This is a genomic window from Janibacter hoylei PVAS-1 (genome assembly GCF_000297495.1).
Lineage (GTDB): Bacteria > Actinomycetota > Actinomycetes > Actinomycetales > Dermatophilaceae > Janibacter > Janibacter hoylei.
Map to the genome: position 1 here is coordinate 1 of NZ_ALWX01000049.1, position 23235 is coordinate 23235.

The following is a 23235-nucleotide window of genomic DNA, read 5'->3' on the forward strand; positions in this document are numbered from 1 at the left end:
CGGCTCGTAGAAGGCATTGGTGTCACCCTCGAAGAGCGACATGTGGGTGTGCATCCCGCTGCCCGGGTACTCGGCGAAGACCTTCGGCATGAAGGTGGCGTACACCCCCTGCTCGAGGGCGACCTCCTTGATGACCGTCCGGAAGGTCATGATGTTGTCCGCCGTCGACAGGCGGTCGGCGTAGCGCAGGTCGATCTCGTTCTGCCCCGGAGCCCCCTCGTGGTGGCTGAACTCCACGGAGATGCCGACCGACTCGAGCATGGTGATGGCTGCCCGACGGAAGTCGTGGGCCTCCCCCTTCGGCACGTGGTCGAAGTACCCGCCGTCGTCGACGGGGACCGGACGCTCACCGGGGGTCGTGCCCTGCTTGAGCAGGAAGAACTCGATCTCGGGGTGGGTGTAGAAGCTGAAGCCCATGTCCGCCGCCTTGTCGAGCGTGCGGCGCAGGACGTAGCGGGCATCGGCCAGTGCGGGGCTGCCGTCGGGCAGCTGGATGTCGCAGAACATCCGGGCGGTGCCCGGGTGCTCGCCCCGCCACGGCAGGACCTGGAAGGTCGAGGGGTCGGGGCGCGCCAGCATGTCCGCCTCGTAGACCCGGGTGAACCCCTCGATCGCCGAGCCGTCGAAGCCGATGCCCTCGGTGAAGGCACCCTCGAGCTCGGCCGGGGCGATGGCCACGGACTTCAACGTCCCGAGCACATCGGTGAACCACAACCGGACGAACCGGATGTCGCGCTCCTCGATGGTGCGGAGGACGAACTCCTGCTGACGATCCATGTGCCCATCCTGCCCTAGCCGGAGGGGTCGCAACGCAACGGACACCGGGCCCGCTCCGTCCGGTGGACGGGGCGGGCCCGGTGTCGGGTGCCGTGCTCAGGTGGGTGCGATCAGCGCCCGGCCTCGATGCGCAGCTTCATCTCGTCCTTCTTCTCCTTGAGGACGGTGATCTTCGTGCCGGACCCGGCGACCTTCGTCGAGCTCCACGGGTTCTCCGCCGACCAGTAGCGGTCGGGGTCGGAGTCGTCGAAGGTGCGGATGCCCTTGCTCGACGGGACCGTCTGCGGGATGCCCGCGTTGTGGAAGGTCACCTCGTCGGTGCGCTGGGTGCCGAAGGTGGCGTCGAAGGGCTGACGGCGGTTGCCGAGCAGCTTGCCGTTGGAGAACTTCACCGGCGCCGGACGGGCGTCCACGGGCAGGACCTGGCCGTAGCCGGGGTGCGTGCTCGTGTTGTTGTCCGAGTAGGCGTTGTTGATGTACCAGACGAGCAGGCCGTCCTGGTACGGGAAGCGCTCGACCCAGTCGGGACGCTCGGGGTCACCGAAGTTGTACGGGCCGGTCTTGAGGTTCTCGTCGTAGCCCGAGTACACGCGGTTCTCGGCGAGGTAGTAGCTCTGGACCTTTTCGGAGGTCGAGCCCGACATCCGGGTGAAGCCGTCGGCGGTCCAGCCGTTGTCGCCGGACTCGACGTCGTCGGTGAGGACCGCGGTGCCGTCGACGGTGATCGTGATGTCGTCGATGAAGGCACCGGCCATGGAGACACCGCCGTCGGACTGGTAGCGCCAGCGGAACTGGACCTTCTGGCCCGCATAGGCGCTCAGGTCGGTCGTGACCTCGCCCCAGGTGAGGTCACCGCCGTCGGTGGCGGCCAGCTCCTCCCACGTCGACCCACCGTCGGTGCTGACCTCCGTGTACAGGAAGTCGTAGCCGGCCTCGATCTCGGTGGCCAGCTGGGCGGAGACGGACGCAGAGCTCGCCCCGGTGAGGTCGATCTCACGGGTCAGCGTGTTGTTGAGGTCGTCCGCGGAGCCGGACCACCACTCGAACTCACCCGAGTGCGGCGTGTTGTAGTCGGTCGTCACCGTCTCCTCGGGCAGGAGGACGGCGGCAGCCTGCGGCAGGGCCTTGTGGTCACGGTCGGCGGGACCGAGGTCGAGGTTGACCTTCTGGCCCTGCTTGACCGTCTCGACGTCGAGCCAGCCCAGCTGGAGCTTTTCCCAGGCACCCATGTAGCCCGGGCTGGAGCCGATGTCCTCGGTGCCGTCGTTGAGCCACGAGCCGCCGGACATCAGGGTCCAGAAGCCGGTGCCGTTGTCACCGCCGGCGGTGTCGTAGAGGTCCGGCAGACCGAGGTCGTGACCGAACTCGTGGGTGAAGACACCCAGGCCACCGTTCTCCGGCTCGGTCGTGTAGTCACCGATCCAGATGCCGGAGTCGCCGAGCGGCACGCCACCGAGCTTGTTCTGCGCCGGCCCGTCCTTGCCCATGTTGTTGGAGAAGGCGTACCACCGGTGGCTCCAGATGGCGTCCTCGCCCTGCTCGCCGCCGCCGGCCTCCTCCCCTTCGCCGGCGTGGATCGCCTGGAAGTGGTCGATGTAGCCGTCGGGCTCGTTGAAGTCGCCGTCACCGTCGAAGTCGTAGCGGTCCCAGACGTCGAACTGGGCGAGGTACTCCTTGATCTCGGCCTCGCTCTTGCCCTGCGCGACCTGGTCCTCGTACCAGGCGGTCGCGGTGTCCGCGATGTAGTTCCAGTAGCCCTCGGCCTCGGACGTGCCGTCGCCCGCGACCGGGTTGTGGCCGTAGCGAGCCTCGTTGTAGGGGACGGTCACCCAGTCGCTGACGTCACCCTTGGTGAGGAAGCGGCCCTGGGACTGCTTGAGGTAGAAGTCACGGAAGGACTGCTGGTCCTTCTTCTTCCCCTTCCCCTTGCCCTTGCCCTTGCCCTTGTCCGCGTCATCGGCACCGAACATCAGCTCGGTGTAGTGGTCGCGGCTGAAGTCCTCGTCCCAGATCGTCGAGTTGTTGACCGAGCGGTCCGGCTCGGGGATCTCGTTGTGCACCGGGCCGGCCTCGCCGCCCTGGGCAGGCTTGGTCTTGTCGCCGAAGTCGGTGAGGATCGTGAAGATGCTCGCCTCGCGGTCGACGTCGTACTGGACGTACTTGGTGCGCGGCTTGCCCTTCCCCTTGCCCTTCCCCTTGCCCGCAGACGTCTTGTCCTGGTGGCCCTTGGCCTTGGCGTGGGTCTCGGCGGCATCGTCGCTGGTGATCTCGATGACCTGCGTGCCGTTCTTGGTGACGACGCGGGCTTCGCCGCGCATCAGCTTGTCGACGGCGTCCTCGCGCAGCTCGCGCTGGGCGTCACCCAGAGGGTTGGGCAGGTCGTCGTGCCGGGCCGTCGAAGCGGCCTTGTCCTCGGGGGGGCATCGCAGCGCTCGTCCCCGCGGTCGCCGACATCGGCGCGAGGGTCAGGACGAGGGCGGAAGCCGCGAGGCCGGACACGACATGGGTGTGGCGTCTCTTCACGGGTCCTCCAAAAAATGTTGTGGCTCGTGCCACAGGGGTGAGCGCACTCAACCAAGATTTGCCGGCGACCGGGAGACAACACAGGATTTCCTGAAGGAATCCTTACTCTTCGGGGTGACCCCGTGCGGGTTTTCCCTCTATCCACCACTCGTGGCGTGCCCCAGGGCCCCTCCCCCTACGCTGGACCCATGACCACCCCTGCGCCCGACGCCACCCCCACCGACGGCTCCGCGCCGGAGGGCACCGCCCCCTACGGCAACGGCCCCGCCGCGGCGGCTGCCCCGCCCAAGCGGGTGCGCATCCCCCACCTGCAGGCGATGAAGGAGCGGGGCGAGCGCTGGGCGATGCTCACCGCCTACGACATGTATGCCGCGCAGGTCTTCGACGGCGCCGGGATCCCGGTGCTCCTCGTCGGCGACTCCGCCGGCAACAACGTCTACGGCTACGAGACCACCGTCCCCGTGACCCTCGACGAGATGATCCCGCTGACCCGGGCCGTCGCCGGCGCCGCGGCGAGCGCACTCGTCGTGGCCGACCTCCCCTTCGGCACCTACCAAGCCTCTCCCGAGCAGGGCTACCTCTCCGCGGCCCGCCTGATGAAGGAGGGCCTGGCGCACGCCGTCAAGCTCGAGGGCGGCGCCGAGATGGCCCCGACCATCGAGCGGATGACGCAGGGGGGCATCCCCGTCATGGCACACATCGGCTTCACCCCGCAGAGCGAGCACACCCTCGGCGGCTACCGCGTCCAGGGGCGCGGCGAGGCCGCCGCGAAGCTGCTCGAGGACGCCCGCGCAGTCCAGGCGGCCGGCGCCTTCGCCGTCGTCATGGAGATGGTGCCGGCCGCGTCCGCCGCCGAGGTCACCCGCGAGCTGCGCATCCCGACCATCGGCATCGGTGCCGGTCCGGACTGCGACGCCCAGGTCCTCGTCTGGCAGGACATGGCCGGCCTGCGCACCGGCCGGGCACCGCGCTTCGTCAAGCGGTACGCCGACCTGAGCACCGTCCTCGGTGACGCGGCCCGGGCCTACGCCGCCGACGTCGCGGCCGGCACCTTCCCTGCCGCCGAGCACTCCTTCGAGAGCTGACGATGTCGCCTGCCGCCGAGCTCCCCGAGATCCGCACCCGGTGGTCGGAGGTGTCCGGGGGCATCGACGCCGCGCACGCGTACCAGCAGCGCTTCGACGCGCTCGCCGAGCAGGGGGTCGACCTCGACGGCGAGGCGCGCTTCGTCCACGCCCTCCACGAGGCGCCAGCCCGCATCCTCGACGCGGGGTGCGGCACCGGCCGGGTCGCCTCGACGCTCACCGCCCTCGGGCACGACGTCGTCGGGGTCGACGCCGACGGCGCGATGATCGAGGTGGCCCGCGAGCGCGACGACACCACCCGCTTCGTCCACGCCGACCTGGCGACGCTCACGCTCACCGGTCAGGCCTTCGACGTGATCGTCCTCGCCGGCAACGTCGTGCCCTTCCTCGCCGACGGCACGCTCGTCGACGTACTGCGCCGGCTCCGGGCCCACCTGACGACCGACGGCCGCCTCGTCTGCGGCTGGGCCCTGCCGGGCCACCAGCCGCCCGGCGCTGCCGCGGTCGACGCCGACGACGTCGACCGCGCGGCCTTCGCTGCCGACCTCTCGCTCGTCGTCAGGTACTCCTCGTGGGACCGGGACCCGTGGCCCGGTGACGGCAGCTGGGCCCTCACGGTCCACCGGCCCCGGTGAGCAGGGAGGATCAGGCCTGCGCGTCGCCGGTCTCCCACTCCTTGTCCTTGCGGTCCTGCTCGTCCCAGGCCTCCGTCTTCGCCCGTGCCGTGGCGAGCGCGCCGGCCGCCTCCGCCTCGGTCTCGTAGGGACCCATGACGTCCGCGCCCTGGGAGCGGTTGTCGTCGCTCTCGACCTGACCGGACTCGATGTTGAACCAGTACGCCATCGTCGTGCCGTCCTTCCTCGCGGACCTCGTCCGCAGCCCGGGGCGCGTGGGCCGCGCCCTCGTTGCCTAGACTCCACCGCATGCCCGCCCCCGTCGCAACCGTGACACCCGGTCAGGTCTCCCCCCGCCGCGAGGTGCCCGGCCGGATCGCCCACCCCGAGTACGTCGGCAAGGAGGCTCCCACCCCCTTCGCCGGGTCCGAGGTCAAGGACGCCGAGACCATCGAGGCGATGCGGCACGCCTGCCGCATCGCGGCCCGCGCACTCGCCGCCGCCGGCTCCGCGGTGGCCCCCGGGGTGACGACCGACGAGATCGACCGCATCGGCCACGAGTACCTGCTCGACCACGGCGCCTACCCCTCGACCCTCGGCTACCGCGGCTTCCCGAAGTCGCTGTGCACCTCGGTCAACGAGGTGGTCTGCCACGGCATCCCCGACGACCGCCCTCTCGAGGAGGGCGACCTCGTCAACATCGACATCACCGCCTACGTCGGCGGGGTGCACGGGGACACCAACGCGACCTTCTTCGCCGGCGAGCCCGACGAGGAGTCGCGGCTGCTCGCCGAGCGCACCCACGAGGCCATGCTCCGCGGGATCACGGCGGCCCTGCCCGGCCGCCAGATCAACATCATCGGCCGGGTCATCGAAAAGTACGCGGCGCGCTTCGGCTACGGCGTCGTGCACGACTTCACCGGTCACGGCATCGGGACGAGCTTCCACTCGGGCCTGGTCGTCCCCCACTACGATGCGGCCCCGCAGTACGACACGGTCATCGAGCCGGGCATGACCTTCACGATCGAGCCCATGCTCAACCTCGGGACCCCGCAGTGGGACCTCTGGGACGACGGCTGGACCGCCGTGACGCGGGACCGCCGCCGGTCGGCGCAGTTCGAGCACACCATCCTCATCACCGATGAGGGCAACGAGATCCTCACGCTCCCCTGACAGGAGACCCACGATGAGCAAGCAGCACGACGCCCTCGGGATCGACATCGGAGGCTCCGGCATCAAGGGGGCACCCGTCGACCTCGACAAGGGGTCCTTCGCGGAGGACCGCCTGCGCATCGCCACGCCCGACCAGGCCACGCCCGACGCGGTCTGCGACGTCGTCGAGCAGGTCGTCGACCACTTCGGGGTGAAGAAGGGCGTCCCCGTCGGCATCACCGTGCCCGCGGTCGTCACCCACGGCGTCGTGCAGACCGCCGCCAACATCGACTCCTCCTGGATCGGGGTCGATGCCCGCGAGCTCTTCGGCGACCGGCTGGGCCGGGACGTGCACGTCGTCAACGACGCGGACGCAGCCGGCGTGGCCGAGCGCTACTACGGCGCAGCGAAGCGGCAGGACGGCGTCGTCGTCCTCACCACCCTCGGCACCGGCATCGGCACGGCCCTGCTCGTCGACGGCCACCTCGTGCCCAACACCGAGCTCGGCCACATCGAGATCGAGGGCCACGACGCCGAGACCCGCGCCGCCGACTCCGTCCGCGAGCGCGAGGGCCTGGACCTCGAGGAGTGGGCCGCTCGCCTGCAGGTCTACTACTCCCGACTCGAGGCCCTCCTGTGGCCCGACCTCTTCGTCGTCGGTGGTGGCATCAGCAAGAAGGCCGACACCTTCCTGCCGCTGCTCGACCTGCGCACCCCGGTCGTCGCGGCCAAGCTGAAGAACAAGGCGGGCATCATCGGCGCAGCGCGCCTGGCGGCCAAGGGCAACTGACTCCCCTTCGTCCCGGATCGGCGCGCTCCCCGCCGTCGCGGGTGGCCATGCGGCAGGGTAGGGCGCATGACGAGAGCGTCGGAGGGAGCCTCGGCGGCCACGAGCCGTCCGTCGACGCTGCCCGACGCCGTCGGCACCGGGCTGTCCTCCGTCGTCGGCGCCGGCATCTTCGTCGCCCTCGCTCCCGCCGCCATGGCGGCCGGCGACCAGCTCCTCCCGGCCGTGCTGCTCGCCGCGGCCGTCGTCGCGCTCAACGCGGCCTCCGCGGCCCGACTGGCCGTCTCGAGCCGGGCACCGCTCGGCACCCACGTCCACGGCCGGGACCGACTGGGGGTCGCGTGGGGTCACCTGTCCGGATGGGCCTTCGTCGTCGGCGCGGTCTCGGCCGCGGCGGCGCTGGCGCTCACCCTGGGCATGCACCTGCTGCCCGGGTTCCCCAAGGTCGTCGCCGTGGCCGCCGTGCTCGGCGCGCTCGGGCTGCACCTGCAGGGCATCACCCGCTCGACCCGCGGCGAAGGTGTCCTCGCGGCGCTGGCGGTCGTCGTGCTGCTCGTCTTCGTCGTGAGCCTGCTCGCCACGCCACCGGTCCTCGCCGACGGCCGACCCAGCGCGCCCGAGGGGTCGGGCGGCGTCACGGGTGTCGTCCAGGCAGCGGGCTTCGTCGTCTTCGCGCTGACCGGTTCGGTGCGTCTGCTCAACCAGCGCACCCGGGGTGGAGCGCTGGACCGCACGGTGCCCCGGGCCCTGACCGTCTCGCTCGGCATCGTCATCACGACCACCCTGCTCGTGGCCTTCGGCCTCTCCCGCACCCTCGGCACGGGCTGGGTCGCCGCGCGTCAGCTCCCGGTCGTCGAGGCCGCCGAGATCTCCGCCTGGCCGTGGCTCGGCCCGGTGCTGCAGGTCGCCGCGGTCCTCACCGCCGGCGGGGTGCTCCTCGGGCTCGTCCTCACGACGTCGGGCACCGTCGCGGCCATGGCACGTGACCGTCACCTGCCCGTGGCCCTGGCCGTCCGCGAGGGACCGCACCTGCTGCCGCGACGCGCTCTCGTCGTCGTCGCGGCCTTCGTCGTCGTCTCGATCGTGCTCGTCGACGTCCGCCAGGCGATGGCCTTCGCCTCCTTCTGCGTGCTCGTGCACTTCGCCCTGCTGCACGCGAGCGCGTGGACGCTCGACCCGCGGTGGTCGCGCCGGGTGGTCCCTGCCCTCGGTCTCGTCGGGTGTCTCGGCGTCGCCGCGCTGCTGCCGTGGCAGAGCGTCGTCGCGGGAGTGCTCGTGCTGCTGCTCGGGGCCGTCATCGGATGGGTCAGGCACGCCACCCGGGAGTGAGCCCCGACGAAGGGGGCGGGATGAGTCGGCCTGTAAGCCGGGTTCTCCCGAGGCGATCAACGGCTATTGATGGTTGTCGACGGTAACCGTCGAATCCCTTGATATTCCGGGCTCCCCTGCCGTCGGGACGTTGACGGTTGCTGATGGTTGTTGCGTGCCTCTGGCGGACATCTTGAGGACTATTTGAGGACTCGGTGGGCCGTCGTGAGCAGCTGGCCGGCGGGTGTGCTTACCCTCCGCCGTGGGGCCCGATGCCGATTGCGTCGGCCCAGCGTTCGACCACGGGCGAAGGGGGGCGTGACCCCGAGGGCGACTCTGGGGACTCGGCTGGTCGCGCCGAATGCGACGAGGGCCAGTGCGGCGAAGGATGTCCGCTCGCGGTGCTTGGCGAGAATCTCAGCCAGGCGCCGAGACCATGCCTCGGCGTCGGTGCGCGTGATGGCCTGCATGAGGCCCCCCACTTCCACGCACAAGACCGTGGGCATGGCCTCGCCCTGCCGACGCTTGCGTTTCTCGGTCAGCACCCCGGCGACGAGATTCTCGACGTCATGCCGGGCCACGGGTGTCCGACCCGGGGGCGGCGCTACCAACGTCGGTATGGCCGACCCGAAGGGCCGATCAAACGAAATCGCGACCGTGACCGCCGGACTGCCGTCGTGTGCTGGCCGCAGCACCGCGAAGACCGGCGGCGGCTCATCCTGCTCGAGACTGGCTCTCACCTCGACCCTGATCTCGTCCATGACCCGCTGCCTAACCATCACGGGATGCGCTGACATGCGGATGGTCGCAAGCCGTCGCGGGCGGCGCCCCCGCGTCTCGTCCATCACAAGGCGAACGAGCTTCCAACCCACATTGGGCCTGCCAAGTCGTGTGACCTCGATTCCGAGCCCCAAGTCAGGCAGGACGAAGTCAGGCATTGGCGTGCCGTCGGTAGCGCCGAACTCTGGGCGCAGGCCGCAGCGGTGCAGCCATAGCAAGACGTCGAACTCGGTCCTAAGGTCCAGCAACCGAGGCCCGTCCGTCACCGCCCGGAAGTCTCGGCGCTTGCCGGGAAGGCGGGGAGCCTCGGTGGCGTCCACCTCGGCGAGGAATGGCGCCCAGTAGGCCCCGAAATCGGGGTGGCCGGCCAGGGGGTGACCGGGCGGCACCCACCTCTCGTCAGGGGTCGTCGGCACCGCTAGGCCCCTGACGTCTAGCCGGGCTGGTGGCCGGCCAGACGCACGAGCAGGCGCATGTGGAACCCGGCGGGAGGGTTGACCCGCTCGACGGTCAGCTCGTGGTGGCGCTCCAGCGCGGGGCGCACGTACTCGAGGAGCGGGCGAGGCACGTACCCGAGGCGGTGGCCGTCGTCGGTGACGAGGACCGCGTCGGCGTCCTGCGGTTGAGGCAGCCTCGACATGAGGTCGAGCATGGTGGGCAGCGCAGCATGCGGCTCGCCGCGGCTGTGTCTCGACGACCTCAAAGAGTTACAAGACGGCGGTCTGAGCGCTGAAGCGCCAGCGAACTGCTGTCGTCAAGGAAGTCAACGGCCACAGGGGCCTCGCGGACGACAAGGCTCTCCAATACCTCAGCAATCGTGGTCTGCGGCGGGATTGCCTCGTCTGGGTCGGAATCAGACTGGGACAGATCGAAGGTGATGAGTCCATCGTCATCCGCTGCCTTCGCCACCAGCGTTGCTACCTCTCCGGGGCCCAGCTGCTCGGCGACCCATCCGACCTCATCGGTCGGCAGCACAGCGACGAAGAGCGCTTCACCGGTGGGGTTCTTCGGGGCGGCGTCGATGGGCTCGGGGGTTGCCTCCAAGAGACGCCGTAGAAGACTCAGCAACTCCATGCGATCGTGGTGCCGCTGTGGGAAGAGGTCCAAGTGGACCCGCACGTACCACTCGCGGTCTTCGATGCTGTGGTAAGTCTGTCGATGCTGAACGAGGTTGAACTCTGCTGGCCCCCCAGCTTGGGCCAGAAGTGCTGGCAGGTTATCGCCGTCGAACTCATCGGAACTCGTGCCGCCTGCGAAGAGGGCGGGCACCTGGGGGCTAGCCAGCCCGTAAGCATCGGGAGCGAACTCTGTCGCGATGGTGTGCACCCTCATTTGACGACCTCCCTTGCCTCGCTGACCGACAGTCCGACCTGCTTCACGAGCACATTGCGAATCTCGATACTACTCACTTCGCGCCTATGGAAGGCCCACCTGATATCTGGGTGCCGATCTGATCGTAGCCAGCAGTGCGAACCGGGGCCAGAGTCTGCCTCCTCCTTGTACCCAAGAACTTTGCAGAGCAATCGCTTGAAGTCAGAGGCACTCATGGACGGAAAGCCATTGCCACCCATGCGCGCCCCCCCCTGTCACCTTCAACTTCTAGCTCGGACAGTAACAGCCCGGCGCCCGTAGGCAGCCCTGTGCCCAGCGGCCTTGTGCGTTCGTCCAGTCGATGAGACCACCCGGCGACGAGCTAGGCCCTTAACCCCAGGACTCGCGTATGCGCGAGGTGCCTTGTAACTCTGGCTCCAGCGTCAACACCTACGGCCGAGCTCACCACTGTGCGGAACCCCGTAGCAGTGAGCATCCGCCGTCTTGCGCTGACGTCGATGACCACGCGCCGATCCTCGCAGCACAGGGCCGCCGGCGGTGGGACGCTCGCCTCTAGACGCTCGTCCAGTCGATCCGCCCACCCCGGCGACGAAGTGGGCGCGGCAGGTCCTCACGGGGCACGCGGGCGGCCTGCTCGAGGTCGACCTCGGCGGGGTCGAGGACGTACTCGTCGGGGCCTCCGGCGCCGGCCACTGGCACGACGGCCAGGACGGCCGACGCGGGCACGTCGAGGGTCCACACGGGCGCCTCGGGGTGACGCTCGAAGCCGTCCGGGCGGAATCGGGCGTAGGTGCGCGCGATCCGGGCGTCGTCGGTCCATGAGCACCCGATGGGGTCGGGTCCGCCGCGGTAGAGCGTCCACGCCCGATCCGGGGGCATGTGGGGCCGGGCCTTGCCGTGGACGCTGGGGCCGCCCACCCTCCGCCGCAGGGCTCGCAGGGCGTCGAGGACGGCCTCGGCTCCTCCGGCCGTCGAGCCGGTCGGGGCGTCGTTGGCGTTCAGGACGAGATCCCGCAGGTGCCATGCAGACCGGGCGCCGCTGTAGTCGTCGGCCTCGGCGAGCAGGGCGGCGGCGTAGGTGGTGACCTCGTCGGGGTCGAGCTGCTGCTCGGGACCGGCGTAGAGCCCTGCCCCTCGGGCCTCCCAGCGGTCTTCGGGGGTGGTGGGCCTACGCACCATCGGCCTCGCCCGGAATGACCCACGTACCCGGCTGCCGGCCACCTGCCCCGATCCGTGGCGGGCCCGGGAGGTGCTCGAGCAGGCCCTCGGTGACGAGGCTGCGCAGGACGGTGCCGGCGTACTTCACCGAGGCCGGCCCGTCGTCACCGAGCAGGGCCCGGGCGGCCTCGGCGGCGGTGATGCCGCCCTCCCGCGCGAGGTCGACGAGCTCCTCGGGCTCGACGAGCTGCGCCGGGGCGTCGCGGCGCCACGCAGTCGTAGAGCGGAAGGCCAGGTCTCCGCGTCGGTCCTGCGCGAGGTGCCCGTCGTCCAGGACGAGGCCGCCGGCCACTCCGCTGAGATGCGCGCGGCGTCCGTCGGCGAGGCACTCGGTCGCGACCGGGCAGGACGCGCAGGTCGTGACGAGGTCGCGGGCGTCACGCTGGCGCGAGACCGCCACGAAGGCGAGCCGGCGCTCGGCAGGCTCGTCGGCGCAGGCAGCTCGGGTCATCCATGCGGTGTCCGGGTCGCGGTGCGGCCGCTCCGGGCGGTGCGGCAGCTCGAGCGCCTCCTCGATCCTGCGGCGGCGCGCGCTGAGGGCCTGCGAGCGTGAGGTCGCGTCCTCGAGGACCGCCTCGGCGCTCATCGCTGGGCCTCCCACGGCAAGAGCTGGCCGGCGAGGGCGGCGTCCCGCCATGCCAGCACCTCGAGAGCCGTCGTGTCGAGCGGTGCATCGTCGGTCGGCCTCTGGTCGAGGACGAGCTCGTCGTCGAGGGTCTGCGCGGGACGGTGGAGGGCCTCCTCCCGGCGTCGGGCGAAGGCGAGGCGGTTTGCCTCCTCGTCCCCGAGGAGATCGCGCTCGCGGGAGGTCACCCAGTCATCGGCCCAAGGGCTCAGAGGTGCGGCGTCGGCGGGCCGCTGGCGCCGCTTCATGCGAGGCCCCGGATTCCATAGCTGCCACGAGCCGCGCCGCGACGCTGGGGCCTGTTGAGCTCGCCACCCTCGGTCAGGCCCGACGGGAGACGCAGGCTCGCGAGCAACTTGGCGTGCGCTGCGCCCTGCATCCGCTGCTCGACGAGGAGAGGGTGGCTCACCTCATCGCCCTTGTGGTTCGTGACCGTCAGCGGCACGCGGGTGAGCTCGAGGGCGATGTCCTCGAGCCGGTCCGCGGTCCTCGCGGCGGCACGCAGGAGGCTGAGCTCGTGCTGGTCCAGGTCGAGATCCTCGAGAATCGACCACCAGAGTGCGAGGCCTTCCTCGCGGAGGTCGTCAGGCGGCTGCGGCAGGCCGTCGTGCGGGTCGTGTGCGGGCATTTCAGGGCCTTTCGGTGGGTGGGATGGTCTGGGGCTTGTAGTGGCCTCTGAGGGCCTCGGGATGGGTGTTGAGAATGATTCTCATTTAGGGTGTTCTAGGGGTCATCGGCCGTTGCGTGTTATGCGACCCGGACGAGGTGTTTCTCGCCTAGGGGGGTCACCCCCCCCACCCCGTAGCGGGGGCGCGTAGTCGGTGGGTCGTGCCGGTCGTCGTCGTGCGCGAGGTCGGCCGGGGCGCAGGGCGAGCGGGGGGCGGCCTGGTCTCGGGGCGAGCAGGGCTCGAGGTGCCCCCCACCCTGCCCTCGTGCCTCGTGCCTCGTGCTCGCGGTGCCTCGTGCTCGTGCGCCCGTGGTGCCTCGTGCTCGCGGTGCCTCGTGCGCCCGCGGTGCCTCGTGCTCGTGCGCCCGTGGTGCCTCGTGCTCGCGGTGCCTCGCGCTCGCGGTGCCTCGTGCTCGTACGCCCGAGGCGCCCCACCCCGCCGGGCTGGCGTGGAAGGCCAGCCCGGCGAAGGGGGAGCAGGTGCGCGAGGTCATGGCTCAGCGGTACTGGGCCTGCTCGGCGGCGTTCTCGAGGACGTGGGTCGGGATTCCGCGGGTGTACTGCGTGTGCCGGTACTCCTCTGACTTCTCGATGCGGGCCAGCTCCACCGTGGCCGCCGTGATTCCGCCCACAGCAAGCTGGGCCTGCTTGTGGATGTAGGCGCGCTCGCGCAGGGAGGGGGTGATCGCAGGCTCCGCCGGGTCCGCGGCGATCGCGGCCAGCTGGCGGACCTCGGCCTCGAGCGCGTCCAGCTCCTCGAGGCGCACCGCCGTCGGAAGGGACCGAGGACGAAGGCCACGCTCCTCACCGGCGGCGTAGGTCAGCGTGGTGACTCCGGCGCGCAGGGCGACGACTGCGGCCCGCAGGTCCGCGACCCGGGCGACGATCGCCTCGGCCTGCTGCGGGACTGCCTTCTCGAGCCCGGCGAGCCGCTCGCCCGCGGTCTCGAGCACGACGTCGTCGTAGGCCTTGCGCAGGTCGAGCGCGTGACGAAGGGCCTTGCCGGCGACGGCCTCCGCGTGAGCACGAGCATCGGCCACGGACGGCAGGACCGTGGGGTTCTCGCCCGGGTCGGCCAGGGCGGCGGCCCGCTCGTCGGCCGCCCGGCGCATGGCGGCGGGCACATCGCCGACCGCGGCGCGGGCCTCGTCCGCGGCGGCGACGAAGTCGGACCACGCCGTCGCTGCGGCCTTCGTCTCGCCGAGCGTGGCGTCGTCAGGGCGACGCCGAGCCTCGTGCACAAGGTGGCTGAGATTGGAGATGCCCGGGGCCATGACGTACTGCGAGGGCGACGACGAGCCGCGGCGGGCGCTGGGCTCGAGGCGGGGCGAGTCCTTGGCCGGCTTGTCCATGAACGTCGCAGGGTCGTAACGGGTTGGGCCGTTGCCCCTCTCCATGCCGCTCGTCATCCGAGCGCCGTCGGTGCGGGCGCGCTCCATCGCGTTCGGGGCCGTCTGCTGCTGCTCGCCCGCGGCGAGGATCTCGTCGGCCAGGGTCTCGAGGTCGGCGTTGTGATCGGTCATTGTCAGTTCTCCTTGTTGGTGGCGACGACGTCGCCGGGGGGTGTGGTTGATCTCGCTCACGATGAGCGCGAGGAGCTCGGAGGGGTCGCCCTCGGCGGCCTGCTGAATCGCCTCGAGCAGGGGGCCTGCCAGTGCGGCGGGGACGACCCAACGGCCGTGCTCGTCGGTGGATCCGATGAGGCGCCGAGCGAGCGTCACCGCGGGGACGACGAGGACGGCATCGGCGACCGAGACGAGGTAGTGCGGTGCGGCTGCGCGAAGGGCGTGCACAGTGCCGCGGGGCGAGTGCGCGACGATCGAGTCGGCGACGTCGGCACCGCGGTAGTCGTCGACGTAGACCGCGCTGGGCTCGCTCATGCCGGCATCTCCTCGGCGACCTCGAGGCGGGCCGGCACGAGGTTGTTCCGGTCGACAAGGAAATACGTCTGCCCGAGGGTCGAGGGGCAGTGCGAAACCCTCGACCCCAGGTCGGGGACCGCACCGGCGGGGCCGATGCCGTGCAGGTGGCGACGGGCGCGGCCGTTCTTCTTCGGGCGCCCGGTCGGCGTCAGCTCGACGCATCCGAACGGGCAGGTGACCTCGACGCGCGCGGCGCGCTGATGGGGCGTGGGCGGGTAGTAGGCGACGACGACGGCCTCGTCGGTGGAGGTGGTGGTCATGGGTGCTGCTCCTTGGTCGGTGGTGCTCGGTGTGTGGTTGCGCGGTCGTCTCCCGGTCCTCGTCATCGGGCGAAGGGGGCGGGCCTCGGGCGGTTGTCGCGGTGCTCATCGGGTCACCTGCTCGGCGAGGGCGAGGCAGCGGCGGCGCGAGGCGGCACGCTCGTCGCGGCGGCCGGCGGCGTAGGCGCGTCGGGCCTGCCAGCTCCGCAGGATCCGAGTCATGACCCCTCCGCCCAGCGCTCGACGATCCCGCGCGCCCTGGACTCCTCGAGGAGCTGCGCCGCGAGCTCCTCGTCGCGGGCGTCTTCGGCGTCGCCGGGGGCCAGAACGCGGGCCGCGCGCCACCCCTCGACGACAAAGTCGGCGAAGGGGCGCACGACCCCATCCAGCGGGTCGAGGTAGGCCGCGACGACCTCACGCTCGGTATCGCCCGCATCCATGTCGACCTCGAGCGTGTCGGCGAGGCCGACCACCGGCGCGGACTCGAAGGTGACGACGCCGGTCTCGTCAATCGCCGCCGCGCGGATGCAAAAGCCGGGCGCGCAGGCAGTCACCGCGGTGACGATGTGGGCGGTGCTCATACGTCCTCACCGCCGATCTCGGTGCGGGCATCGTGCCCGTAGACGTTGACGACGCACACGGGGCCGATACCGGCGCGCACGCTCGTCGCGTTGGTCAGGAGCCGGCCACACACCATGCAATGACCCCACGTACGACCGTGGTGCGATGCGCCCACGGCGTCGAGGCGGGTCGCCTCGGTGGTGCGCTCGACGAGGCCGGGCTCGTGCGGGCCGTAGCGGCGCGAGGTCTCGTCCCACCGCTCGGCGTAGCGCTCACCATCCGCGGTGCGGCGGATGCGGGCGACCGTCCCGTCGACGAGGTGGACCTCCTCGACCGGGTCGCGGCGCCGGTCGACGTCGAGGTGGTCCTCGAGGGCGAGCCGGGTCGCGACCGGCCTCGCCGACAGGGGCGCAGGCGGCGCGACCTCGGGGCGAGGCTTCACCCCCTTCGGCGGGTGAGCCGCGAGGAGGTCGAGCTCCTCGTCCTCCGTGAGGTGGGCCGCGAGCCGCTTGGCCGGCACCCCTCGGCGCCCGAGGAGCTCGAGCAGCTCCGGCGTGGCGTCGTGAGCCAGCGTGCCGCGAAACGAGGTGGCGTGCATCGTCAGGCCCCCCTGCCGTAGCACGAGAGGCAGGCGAGGCCGGCGGCCTCGCGGGATGCCTCGAGCCGGCCACCGCAGCCCGGGCAGGGGCTGTCTGCGAGCGGGATCTCGGTTCCGGCGGTTCCGGCGCTATCGGACGTTCCGGCGGTTCGGGCAGGGGGTGCCTGAACCTCCGGGATCGCCACCGTCGGGCGGGAGTTGAGGGCCCGTGCAGCACGCTCGAACTGGGACCGGCGGTATCCGCGGGGGGCTGTTCTTGTCGGCGGAGTCCTCGACGGTGGAGCGGATGTTGTAGCTGCTGACGAGCATCCGCCCCAGACGCTGAACCGTCAGTGCCTTGCCGTAGTCGGACGACTCTCCCCAGACCTCGGGGTGCTCCCGCACGAGCGCGTCGCGCATGTCGGTCGTCTTCCAGAACGGGCTGAACGTCGGCCAGTCCTGCAAGATGTGCCGCAGGACGAGGAGCGAGGGCCGCTCGGCGGCGAGGCCTGCCTCGCGGTCCTGCTGGACACGAGCGACGTCCTCGGCCGCGCACTCGAGCATGGTGGCCAGCCACCGGGGGCCGGCGGCCTGCGCTACCCGGGCCAGCGGCTGCCACTTCTCCCTGAGGCGAGAGGTGCAGCCCTGGGGCATGTCAGGGCGAGGGCGCACCTCGTCGTGGACGTGCAGGGCCCAGCGGGCCAGCCGCGCGCCCAACATCGAAGCCTCGGCGTCCTTCTCCTCCCAGTCGCTCTCCTCGACCACCCCGAGGTGGTCGGGCAGGAGCACCACACGGATGATGCGAGAGCGGGTGTCGTCGGGCAGGGCCGGCTGGTTGCCAGCCATCGCCACCGGGGCGAAGGTGGGCAGCTCCTTCGCCTCCCATCCACCGCCCTTGACCGGGATGAGGGTCGGCCGCGTCGCGCCCGCCTTGTACCCAGAGTTGAGGACTGCCAACAGGTCGCCGGCTCCCTCCTTCTTGGGGTCGAGGGTGCGGTCGACCTCGTCGAACAGGAGCGTCCTCGGCTCGTGCTCGACGAGTCGAGCGAGGAGAGCCGGCGAGGAGATCGACGAGGCAAGCACCGCACTGAACGAGAGGCGCTGCAAGTGCTCGAGAACAGTCGTCTTCCCGGACTCGGGCACCGGGGAGTCGATCTGGAGACGCGGCGTCGTGTGCAGCCGCTCGGCCACGTGAGTGTGGGCGGCCCACGTCGTCAGGATGTCGAGGTCGTGGTCGTCGTTGACGCTGATGTGACGAGCGAGGAAGGCCCGCACCTCGTCGAGCAGGTGCTCGCCGTCCTCGATCACGTCGGCGGGGAGCTCGATCCCACGGTGGAGGGTGCCCCCCCCCATCTGAACCGCCGGAACCTCCGATTCCGTCGGAACCGCCGGAAGCCTGCCCACTCTGCTCCCCTCCAGCTGAACCGCCGGAACCTCCGACAGTGCCGGAACCGCCGGAAGTCAGCTGCTCCTTGGCTCGCTCCTCGTCGACGATCTCGGCCCATGTCGGCGGCAGCTTGGGCCCGCGCTCGGCCGCGTACTCACGGCTGGCGTCCAGCTTGCGACGGGCCATGCGGGCCTCGGCGCTGTTGGCGCCGAAGCGGTCGACGAAGGCCGCGACGTACTCCTCGGCGTGCTGAGGTGGCAGGCCCAGAGCCTCGCGCGTGGCGTCGAGCCGCAGGGCCCGCGCCGCCACGTAGGCGAGCATCCCCTCGCCGCCCACACCGCCCGTTTCCCACGTCCCGCTGACGGGGCCCAGGGCGATCGTTGCGTCCTCCTCGGCGGTAGCCAGCCGGCGGGCGTCGTCGGCGAAGTCGACGCGCGCCAGCCACACCCGCGCACGCTCGCGAGCTCCCTCGGGGGCCTCGGTGATCGTCGAGGTGTCCACGGTCGGCAGGGCCTCGCCGCGGGCCGTCGTGGCGCGGTGGGCGAGCACCCAGTCGACGAGCCGCTCGGCGCTGTCCTCGTCGCCGCCGTCGGCCAGCGCGGCGAGGTTGTTGCTCACGATCTCGTATCCGCGACCGTCGTAGGTGGGGCGCGTCGTGCCCGGGAGGAAGGCGTTACGCCCGGCGGCGAGGATCTCGACCCCCGGGTGCCCGGTCAGGCCCTCACGGTCCTTGCTGGCTCCGACCGAGGGCAGGTCAGGGTGGCCGGCGACATGGAAATGCCGTCCACCCGACGGGGTCGCGATCTCCGCGTAAGTCGTCACCCCGAGCTGCGCGAGCAGGGCCCGCGTGTCCTCGACACTCCCGCCGTTCTTCGTGTCGACGTCGACGACGGCGACCTTTCCACCGAGGATGCCGAGCAGCGCGCCGCCGCGGGCAGCGTGGGCGGCCCGGGCGGCGGCATTGCCGTCGACGGTGCTGTCCTGCCAGCCGGTCGGGCGGTGGAACTCCTGCTCGTCATCTCCGACCACCGCGTGGGCGATCGGCACGGCGAGCTCGGTCAGGTCGTCGAGGAACTCGTCGACCTCGGCGTCGAGGGCTGGGCGGCTAAACTGGGAACGGTTATCGGTTGTGGTGCTTGCGGCCCGGTCCCTGATGTCGGCAGGGGCCGGGTCGGCTGCGTTCTGGCTCAAGGGATTTCGTCCTCTCGCTCGAGCCGATCGGTCGTCTCGTTCCCGCGTCTCAGCGGGCCGCCCGGCGAGGGGGTGGGGTGGCTGCGGTGGATCGGCCCGCAGCGATTGGGGGGTGACGTCAGGACTGGGTCTGGGCGCTCGCCTGCTCGGCGAGCCAGCGGTCCAGGTCTGACCGCCGGCACACGATGCGCCGGCCCAGCTTGATGAAGGCGGGGCCTCGGTTGTTGGCGCGCCAGTAGCGCAAAGTCGCGACGGGCGTGCGCAGCACGACCGCCACCTCGTCGAGCGTCAGCAGGTCGCTCATCTCAGCTCATCTCCTTGAAGTTCTCTGGTCCATTCACACGGTTTTCGTGTTGGCCAGAAACTAGCACGCGAAAATCGTGTACTGTCCAGAGCGTGATTTCAGATGAGCAGATCGGCGCCCGGGTCCGGGCGCTGCGAGGTTCCCGGCCGCAGGCGACGGTGGCCACGTCTATGGCCTTGCTGGGCGGGTGGAAGACGTGGCGGCAGCAGACAGTGGCGCAGATCGAGCGCGGCGACCGCTCGTTGAAGCTGGCAGAGGCGGTCACGCTGACGCAGATCCTGGGCTGCGACCTCGACGCCCTTGTGACCGAGGAGGACTGACGCATGGCCAGCATTTCGAAGCTGCCGTCGGGGAAGTGGCGGGCCCGGTATCGCGACGCGACGGGCAAGCAGCACGCCAGCCACCACGCCCGGAAGGCAGACGCCCAGCGCTGGCTGGATGAGGTCACGGCGTCGATGGTCACGGGTGCGTACGTCGCACCCAAGGCCGGGAACGTGACGTTCCGCGCGTACGCGGAAGACTGGCGAGCCAGTCAGCCCTACCGGCCGTCGACCGCGGAGGTCGTGCGCGTCGCTTTGGTGAACCGCGTGTATCCGCTCGTGGGCGACGTCCCGCTCGCCGCTTTCACGCCCGACACCGTGCAACGGATGGTGAAGTCCCTTGCAGAGACCTACGCGCCTTCCACCGTGGAAGTGACCTACTCCTACGTGTCCACCGTCTTCAAGGCCGCGGTGGCATCACGCAGGATCGCCTCGACACCGTGCGTCGGGATCAAGCTCCCTGAGCGCGTGCCGACCAAGGTCACGCCGATGAGCGTCGAGCAGGTCTTTGCGATCGCCGACGAGATGCCAAACCGATGGGCCGCGATGGTGCTGCTCGCCGCCGGTACCGGCATGCGGCAGGGCGAGGTCTTCGGATTGACCACTGACCGGGTGAGGTTCCTCGAGCGGCGACTCGTCGTCGACCGGCAGCTCGTCGGCGTCGAGGACGGGCGGCCCGTCTTCGGCCCACCGAAGACACCGACGAGCAACCGCGAGATCCCGCTCCCTCAGGTCGTCGCCGACGCGCTGGCCGCTCACCTCGAAGCGTTCCCTGCCGGGGAGTCCGGTCTGATCTTCACGACGGCGAAGGGCGAGCCGCTGCGGAAGTCGTCGGTGTGGTCAGCGTGGAAGCGGGCCACGGCTGCCGCAGGTGTCGAGGGTGAGGGATTCCACGCCCTGCGCCACCACTACGCGTCTCTGCTCATCCGGCACGGGGAGTCCGTGAAGGTCGTGCAGGAGCGTCTGGGCCACAAGTCGGCGCAGGAGACGCTCGACACGTACTCGCACCTGTGGCCCGACTCCGACTCGAGGACTCGCGAGGCTGTCGACTCCCTGCTCGTGCGTCCTGAGGACTCGTTGAGGACTCAGGGCCGCTGAGGCAGCCCGAACCCCCGGAAAATCAAGGGTGTGGGGATGAGTCGGCCTGTAAGCCGGGTTCTGTCCCCCGACGCGGTTGCCCGTGCCGGGGTGACGGCCATCCATCTCGGGTCGCCGTTGCCGACGACCTCCAGCGTCCTACCCGTGTGCTCGGGCGGGCAGCCCTCGGACGCACACTGTCTGGACTTGCTCCGGGTGGGGTTTACCGAGCCGATCCGGTCACCCGGATCGCTGGTGGTCTCTTGCACCACCGTTTCACCCTTACCGCGACGACCGAGGTCGCCGTGGCGGTCTGCTTTCTGTGGCACTGTCCCGCGGGTCACCCCGGGTGGCTGTTGGCCACCACCCTGCCCTGTGGAGCCCGGACTTTCCTCGACACCGCCGAAGCGGTGACGCAGCCGTCCGGCCGACTCATCCGCCGAGCAGTCTACGGGGCGCCGCAGGTCAGCCCAGCCACCCCGCACCCTCGGCGACGAGGACCAGCCCGAAGATCGCGAAGGCGGCGGCCGCTCCGTACTGGATGACCTTCTCGGGCAGCTTGCGCCCGAGCAGGGCGCCGACCCCGATGGCGAGCGCGTCGGCAGCGACCATGCCCACGGTCGAGCCGATCCAGGTGCCGAACCAGTCCTCCCGGACCGCGAGGGTGATCGTCGCGAGCATCGTCTTGTCGCCGAGCTCGGCGAGGAAGAAGGCCAGGCCGACGGCCAGCAGCGCCGACCCCTTCGCCTTGCGCGCCTTCTGCGCCTCCTCGTCGGTCAGCTCGTCGCCGCGCAGGGTCCACGCGGCGAAGCCGAGGAAGGCGATACCGGCCGCGATGGCGATCGGCCCCTGGTAGCGCTCGAAGCTCGCGCCGATGAAGTAGCCGATGCCGACGGAGGCCAGGTGCACGATCGCCGTCGCGGCGGTGATGCCGAGGATGACGTCGCGTGCGCGGTAGCGGGTGGCGAAGGTCATCGCCATGAGCTGGCTCTTGTCGCCGAGCTCGGCGACGAAGATGACCACGGTGCTGAGCACCAGTGCAGAGAACATGAAAAAAACTCCTCGTCCGCCCGGACGAGGAGTCGTGGTGCGACGAGCCTCGACCGGGATCGTCCCATGACAAACCGGTCGAAAGTCTCGTCCGCCAGCAGTGCTGGCCCGATGCGCCGGAGCCGGGGCCGAGGCCTCAGGCTCAGTGTGTCGACACACCTGTTGGGGACTACTCCCTTTCGCTGCCGCCACCCTACCCGATCCCGGCATCGCGCCGGCGCACGGTCGGGGTGGCGGTCAGGCCACCTCGAAGTCGACCCGTCCCTCGTCGAGCGAGACGCCGGTCAGGCGCACGGTGACCTCGGCGCCGAGCTCGGCTGCTCCCTTCGCCCGCGCCAGCACCGGCGGGTCGACGAGCTGCACCTCGAGGGCACCCCCGTCGTCCTTGCCCTCGGGCACGTCCACGACGACGGCCGCAAACTCCTCGCCCACCCGGTCGGCGAGGGAGGCGGCCTCGACGGCGTCGGTCGTCGCCCGCTCCACGCCCCCAGCGCGACGGTCGGAGGTCTCCATGAGCTCGGGTAGCGACGGCAGCGCCTCGCGGACCCAGGCCGGCACCTCGGTCCCGGCACTCACCGCCGCGCACAGCGCCAGACCGAAGCGGTCGACCAGACGGCGCAGCGGTGCCGTCACGTGGGCGTAGGGCGCGGCGATGGCGGCCTGCTCGACGAGCTCGGGCAGCTCCCCGTCGAAGGCGGTGTAGCCGGCCCCGCGGAAGAGGACCGTCGACTCGTGGATCAGCGCGAGGTGCTTGGGGTCGGTGCCGTCCAGGGAGCGCAGGAAGGTGCCGTGGTCGGTCCCCTCCGCCCACTCAACGCCGAGGGCGCGGGCCACCCGGCGCAGCTGACCGACGGCGCGCTCGTCGGGCTCGGGCATCGTGCGCAGGATGCCGACCTTGGCCTCGAGCATCATCTCGGCGGCGACGATGCCGGTGAGGAGCGAGATCTGGGCATTCCAGTCCTCGGCCGGCACGAGCGGGCGCAGGTGCAGGCGGAAGCCGCCCTCGACCTCCTCGACCTGCTGGTCGGGCATCGGGAGGTAGGCCCCACCGCGCTCCTGCTCGAGCGCGATGCGCTTGTCCCCGATCTCCCGGAGCAGCAGCAGCCGCTCGTCGTCGGTGCCGCCGTCGACCGCCTCCTGGACGGCGGTGTACTCGAGGCGCTCGACGCTGCGCACGAGCGCCGGGTAGACCTCGGCGGCCGTGTGCTCACCGCGGGCGTCGAGGCGGATGTCCCACACGTAGGCCGGGCGCACTTCGTCGGGCAGCAGGCTCGCCGCGCCCTCGCTGAGCACCGGCGGGTGCAGCGGAGTGCGCTCGTCGGGTGCGTAGATCGTCTGCCCGCGGCGACGGGCCTCCTCGTCGATGGCCCCGCCCGGCTCGACGAAGGACTCCAGGTGCGCGATCGCGTACCGCACGCGGTAGCCCTCACCGTCGCGCTCCAGGTGCATGGCCTGGTCGAGGTCCATCGACCCGGGCGGGTCGATGGTGACGAAGGGGAGGTCGCTCTCGTCACGCTCGGGCCGGGAGAGCGGCTGCGCCGCCACCCGCTCCGCCTCCGCGACGACCTCCGCCGGGAACTCGCCGGGCACCTCGAGCTCGGCGCGGATCGCGTCGAAGCGCGGGGTCAGCCCCGCGGCGGCGACGACCTCCCCCACCTCGGGGTCGCTCGGACGGAGGGTCACGGTGCGCTGCGAAGCCATGCTCGCCACCCTAGATG

25 protein-coding genes and 1 other RNA gene are annotated in these 23235 nt (G+C 70.9%); 7 read left to right on the plus strand and 19 right to left on the minus strand.

From position 1 onward, the window contains the following. Both B277_RS10660 and B277_RS10665 read right to left on the minus strand, forming a co-directional pair. The coding region (locus B277_RS10660) for a glutamine synthetase family protein (protein ID WP_007928096.1) at positions 1 to 777 on the minus strand (777 nt) is incomplete at its 3' end. 110 nt (positions 778 to 887) lie between these two features. After that, positions 888 to 3095, minus strand: coding sequence for an immune inhibitor A domain-containing protein (locus B277_RS10665; protein WP_007928097.1), 2208 nt, complete (start codon positions 3093 to 3095; stop codon positions 888 to 890). A gap of 393 nt (positions 3096 to 3488) precedes the next feature. Here B277_RS10665 and panB point away from each other — a divergent pair, with 393 nt between their 5' ends. Together panB and B277_RS10680 are read left to right on the plus strand one after the other, a co-directional pair. After that, positions 3489 to 4385, plus strand: coding sequence for a 3-methyl-2-oxobutanoate hydroxymethyltransferase (gene panB / locus B277_RS10675; RefSeq protein WP_007928099.1), 897 nt, complete (start codon positions 3489 to 3491; stop codon positions 4383 to 4385). 2 nt (positions 4386 to 4387) lie between these two features. Further along, positions 4388 to 5020 carry a class I SAM-dependent methyltransferase gene (locus B277_RS10680; protein WP_007928101.1) on the plus strand — a complete coding sequence of 211 codons (633 nt, stop codon included), beginning with the start codon at positions 4388 to 4390 and terminating at the stop codon, positions 5018 to 5020. Positions 5021 to 5030: 10 nt separating this feature from the next. On the opposite strand, the gene B277_RS10685 is transcribed toward B277_RS10680, so the two are convergent. After that, positions 5031 to 5228, minus strand: coding sequence for a hypothetical protein (locus B277_RS10685; RefSeq protein ID WP_007928102.1), 198 nt, complete (start codon positions 5226 to 5228; stop codon positions 5031 to 5033). Between the two features lie 80 nt (positions 5229 to 5308). Between B277_RS10685 and map the strand changes: the two genes are divergently transcribed. The 3 genes from map to B277_RS10700 all read left to right on the plus strand — a co-directional run bounded on the left by map (position 5309) and on the right by B277_RS10700 (position 8267). Further along, the gene (gene map / locus B277_RS10690) at positions 5309 to 6172 is read left to right on the plus strand and encodes a type I methionyl aminopeptidase (protein ID WP_007928103.1); all 864 of its coding nucleotides are present in this window, start codon (positions 5309 to 5311) and stop codon (positions 6170 to 6172) included. Between the two features lie 13 nt (positions 6173 to 6185). Then, the gene (gene ppgK / locus B277_RS10695; protein ID WP_007928104.1) at positions 6186 to 6941 is read left to right on the plus strand and encodes a polyphosphate--glucose phosphotransferase; all 756 of its coding nucleotides are present in this window, start codon (positions 6186 to 6188) and stop codon (positions 6939 to 6941) included. Positions 6942 to 7007: 66 nt separating this feature from the next. Then, on the plus strand, positions 7008 to 8267 hold the full coding sequence (locus B277_RS10700) for an APC family permease (RefSeq protein WP_007928105.1): 1260 nt from the start codon (positions 7008 to 7010) through the stop codon (positions 8265 to 8267). 179 nt (positions 8268 to 8446) lie between these two features. Here B277_RS10700 and B277_RS17530 read toward each other — a convergent pair whose 3' ends face one another. The 13 genes from B277_RS17530 to B277_RS10765 form a co-directional block, all read right to left on the minus strand. Then, a complete protein-coding gene (locus tag B277_RS17530) occupies positions 8447 to 9007 on the minus strand; it encodes a hypothetical protein (RefSeq protein WP_156811777.1) in 561 nt (186 codons plus the stop codon). Positions 9008 to 9459: 452 nt separating this feature from the next. After that, on the minus strand, positions 9460 to 9666 hold the full coding sequence (locus B277_RS10710) for a hypothetical protein (protein ID WP_128276706.1): 207 nt from the start codon (positions 9664 to 9666) through the stop codon (positions 9460 to 9462). A gap of 59 nt (positions 9667 to 9725) precedes the next feature. Further along, positions 9726 to 10358, minus strand: coding sequence for a hypothetical protein (locus B277_RS10715; protein WP_007928108.1), 633 nt, complete (start codon positions 10356 to 10358; stop codon positions 9726 to 9728). Positions 10359 to 10910: 552 nt separating this feature from the next. Next, the gene (locus tag B277_RS16050; protein WP_007928109.1) at positions 10911 to 11537 is read right to left on the minus strand and encodes a hypothetical protein; all 627 of its coding nucleotides are present in this window, start codon (positions 11535 to 11537) and stop codon (positions 10911 to 10913) included. Beyond that, the gene (locus B277_RS10725; protein WP_007928110.1) at positions 11527 to 12162 is read right to left on the minus strand and encodes a WhiB family transcriptional regulator; all 636 of its coding nucleotides are present in this window, start codon (positions 12160 to 12162) and stop codon (positions 11527 to 11529) included. Before B277_RS10725 ends, B277_RS16050 begins: the two co-directional genes overlap by 11 nt. Continuing rightward, a complete protein-coding gene (locus B277_RS10730) occupies positions 12159 to 12389 on the minus strand; it encodes a hypothetical protein (RefSeq protein WP_040881345.1) in 231 nt (76 codons plus the stop codon). The genes B277_RS10725 and B277_RS10730 overlap by 4 nt, the downstream gene beginning before the upstream one ends. A 56-nt stretch (positions 12390 to 12445) precedes the next feature. Continuing rightward, positions 12446 to 12829, minus strand: a complete 384-nt coding sequence (locus tag B277_RS10735) for a hypothetical protein (RefSeq protein ID WP_007928113.1) — start codon at positions 12827 to 12829, stop codon at positions 12446 to 12448. Positions 12830 to 13365: 536 nt separating this feature from the next. After that, positions 13366 to 14748 (minus strand): hypothetical protein, encoded by a 1383-nt coding sequence (locus B277_RS10740; protein WP_007928114.1) that lies wholly within the window; start codon positions 14746 to 14748, stop codon positions 13366 to 13368. Next, complete coding sequence (locus B277_RS10745) at positions 14745 to 15050, minus strand: hypothetical protein (protein ID WP_007928115.1); 306 nt, start codon at positions 15048 to 15050, stop codon at positions 14745 to 14747. Before B277_RS10745 ends, B277_RS10740 begins: the two co-directional genes overlap by 4 nt. A 218-nt stretch (positions 15051 to 15268) precedes the next feature. Then, on the minus strand, positions 15269 to 15631 hold the full coding sequence (locus B277_RS10750) for a hypothetical protein (RefSeq protein WP_007928116.1): 363 nt from the start codon (positions 15629 to 15631) through the stop codon (positions 15269 to 15271). Further along, positions 15628 to 16233 carry a DUF6011 domain-containing protein gene (locus tag B277_RS10755; protein ID WP_156811778.1) on the minus strand — a complete coding sequence of 202 codons (606 nt, stop codon included), beginning with the start codon at positions 16231 to 16233 and terminating at the stop codon, positions 15628 to 15630. The genes B277_RS10750 and B277_RS10755 overlap by 4 nt, the downstream gene beginning before the upstream one ends. A 105-nt stretch (positions 16234 to 16338) precedes the next feature. Then, complete coding sequence (locus tag B277_RS16055; RefSeq protein WP_169330608.1) at positions 16339 to 17496, minus strand: DUF3631 domain-containing protein; 1158 nt, start codon at positions 17494 to 17496, stop codon at positions 16339 to 16341. A gap of 1388 nt (positions 17497 to 18884) precedes the next feature. Continuing rightward, on the minus strand, positions 18885 to 19070 hold the full coding sequence (locus B277_RS10765) for a helix-turn-helix domain-containing protein (RefSeq protein ID WP_007928119.1): 186 nt from the start codon (positions 19068 to 19070) through the stop codon (positions 18885 to 18887). 92 nt (positions 19071 to 19162) lie between these two features. Between B277_RS10765 and B277_RS10770 the strand changes: the two genes are divergently transcribed. Next, the gene (locus B277_RS10770) at positions 19163 to 19390 is read left to right on the plus strand and encodes a helix-turn-helix domain-containing protein (RefSeq protein WP_007928121.1); all 228 of its coding nucleotides are present in this window, start codon (positions 19163 to 19165) and stop codon (positions 19388 to 19390) included. Positions 19391 to 19393: 3 nt separating this feature from the next. Beyond that, on the plus strand, positions 19394 to 20488 hold the full coding sequence (locus tag B277_RS10775; protein ID WP_007928123.1) for a tyrosine-type recombinase/integrase: 1095 nt from the start codon (positions 19394 to 19396) through the stop codon (positions 20486 to 20488). A 33-nt stretch (positions 20489 to 20521) separates the two neighbouring features. On the opposite strand, the gene rnpB is transcribed toward B277_RS10775, so the two are convergent. The 3 genes from rnpB to B277_RS10785 all read right to left on the minus strand — a co-directional run bounded on the left by rnpB (position 20522) and on the right by B277_RS10785 (position 23218). Continuing rightward, an RNA gene (rnpB, locus tag B277_RS16065) (RNase P RNA component class A) lies at positions 20522 to 20902 on the minus strand. Between the two features lie 30 nt (positions 20903 to 20932). Continuing rightward, positions 20933 to 21517, minus strand: coding sequence for a TMEM165/GDT1 family protein (locus B277_RS10780; protein WP_007928124.1), 585 nt, complete (start codon positions 21515 to 21517; stop codon positions 20933 to 20935). A 237-nt stretch (positions 21518 to 21754) separates the two neighbouring features. Next, positions 21755 to 23218: an RNB domain-containing ribonuclease gene (locus B277_RS10785; RefSeq protein WP_040881348.1), complete on the minus strand. Its 1464-nt coding sequence runs from the start codon at positions 23216 to 23218 to the stop codon at positions 21755 to 21757. Positions 23219 to 23235: the final 17 nt, after the last annotated feature.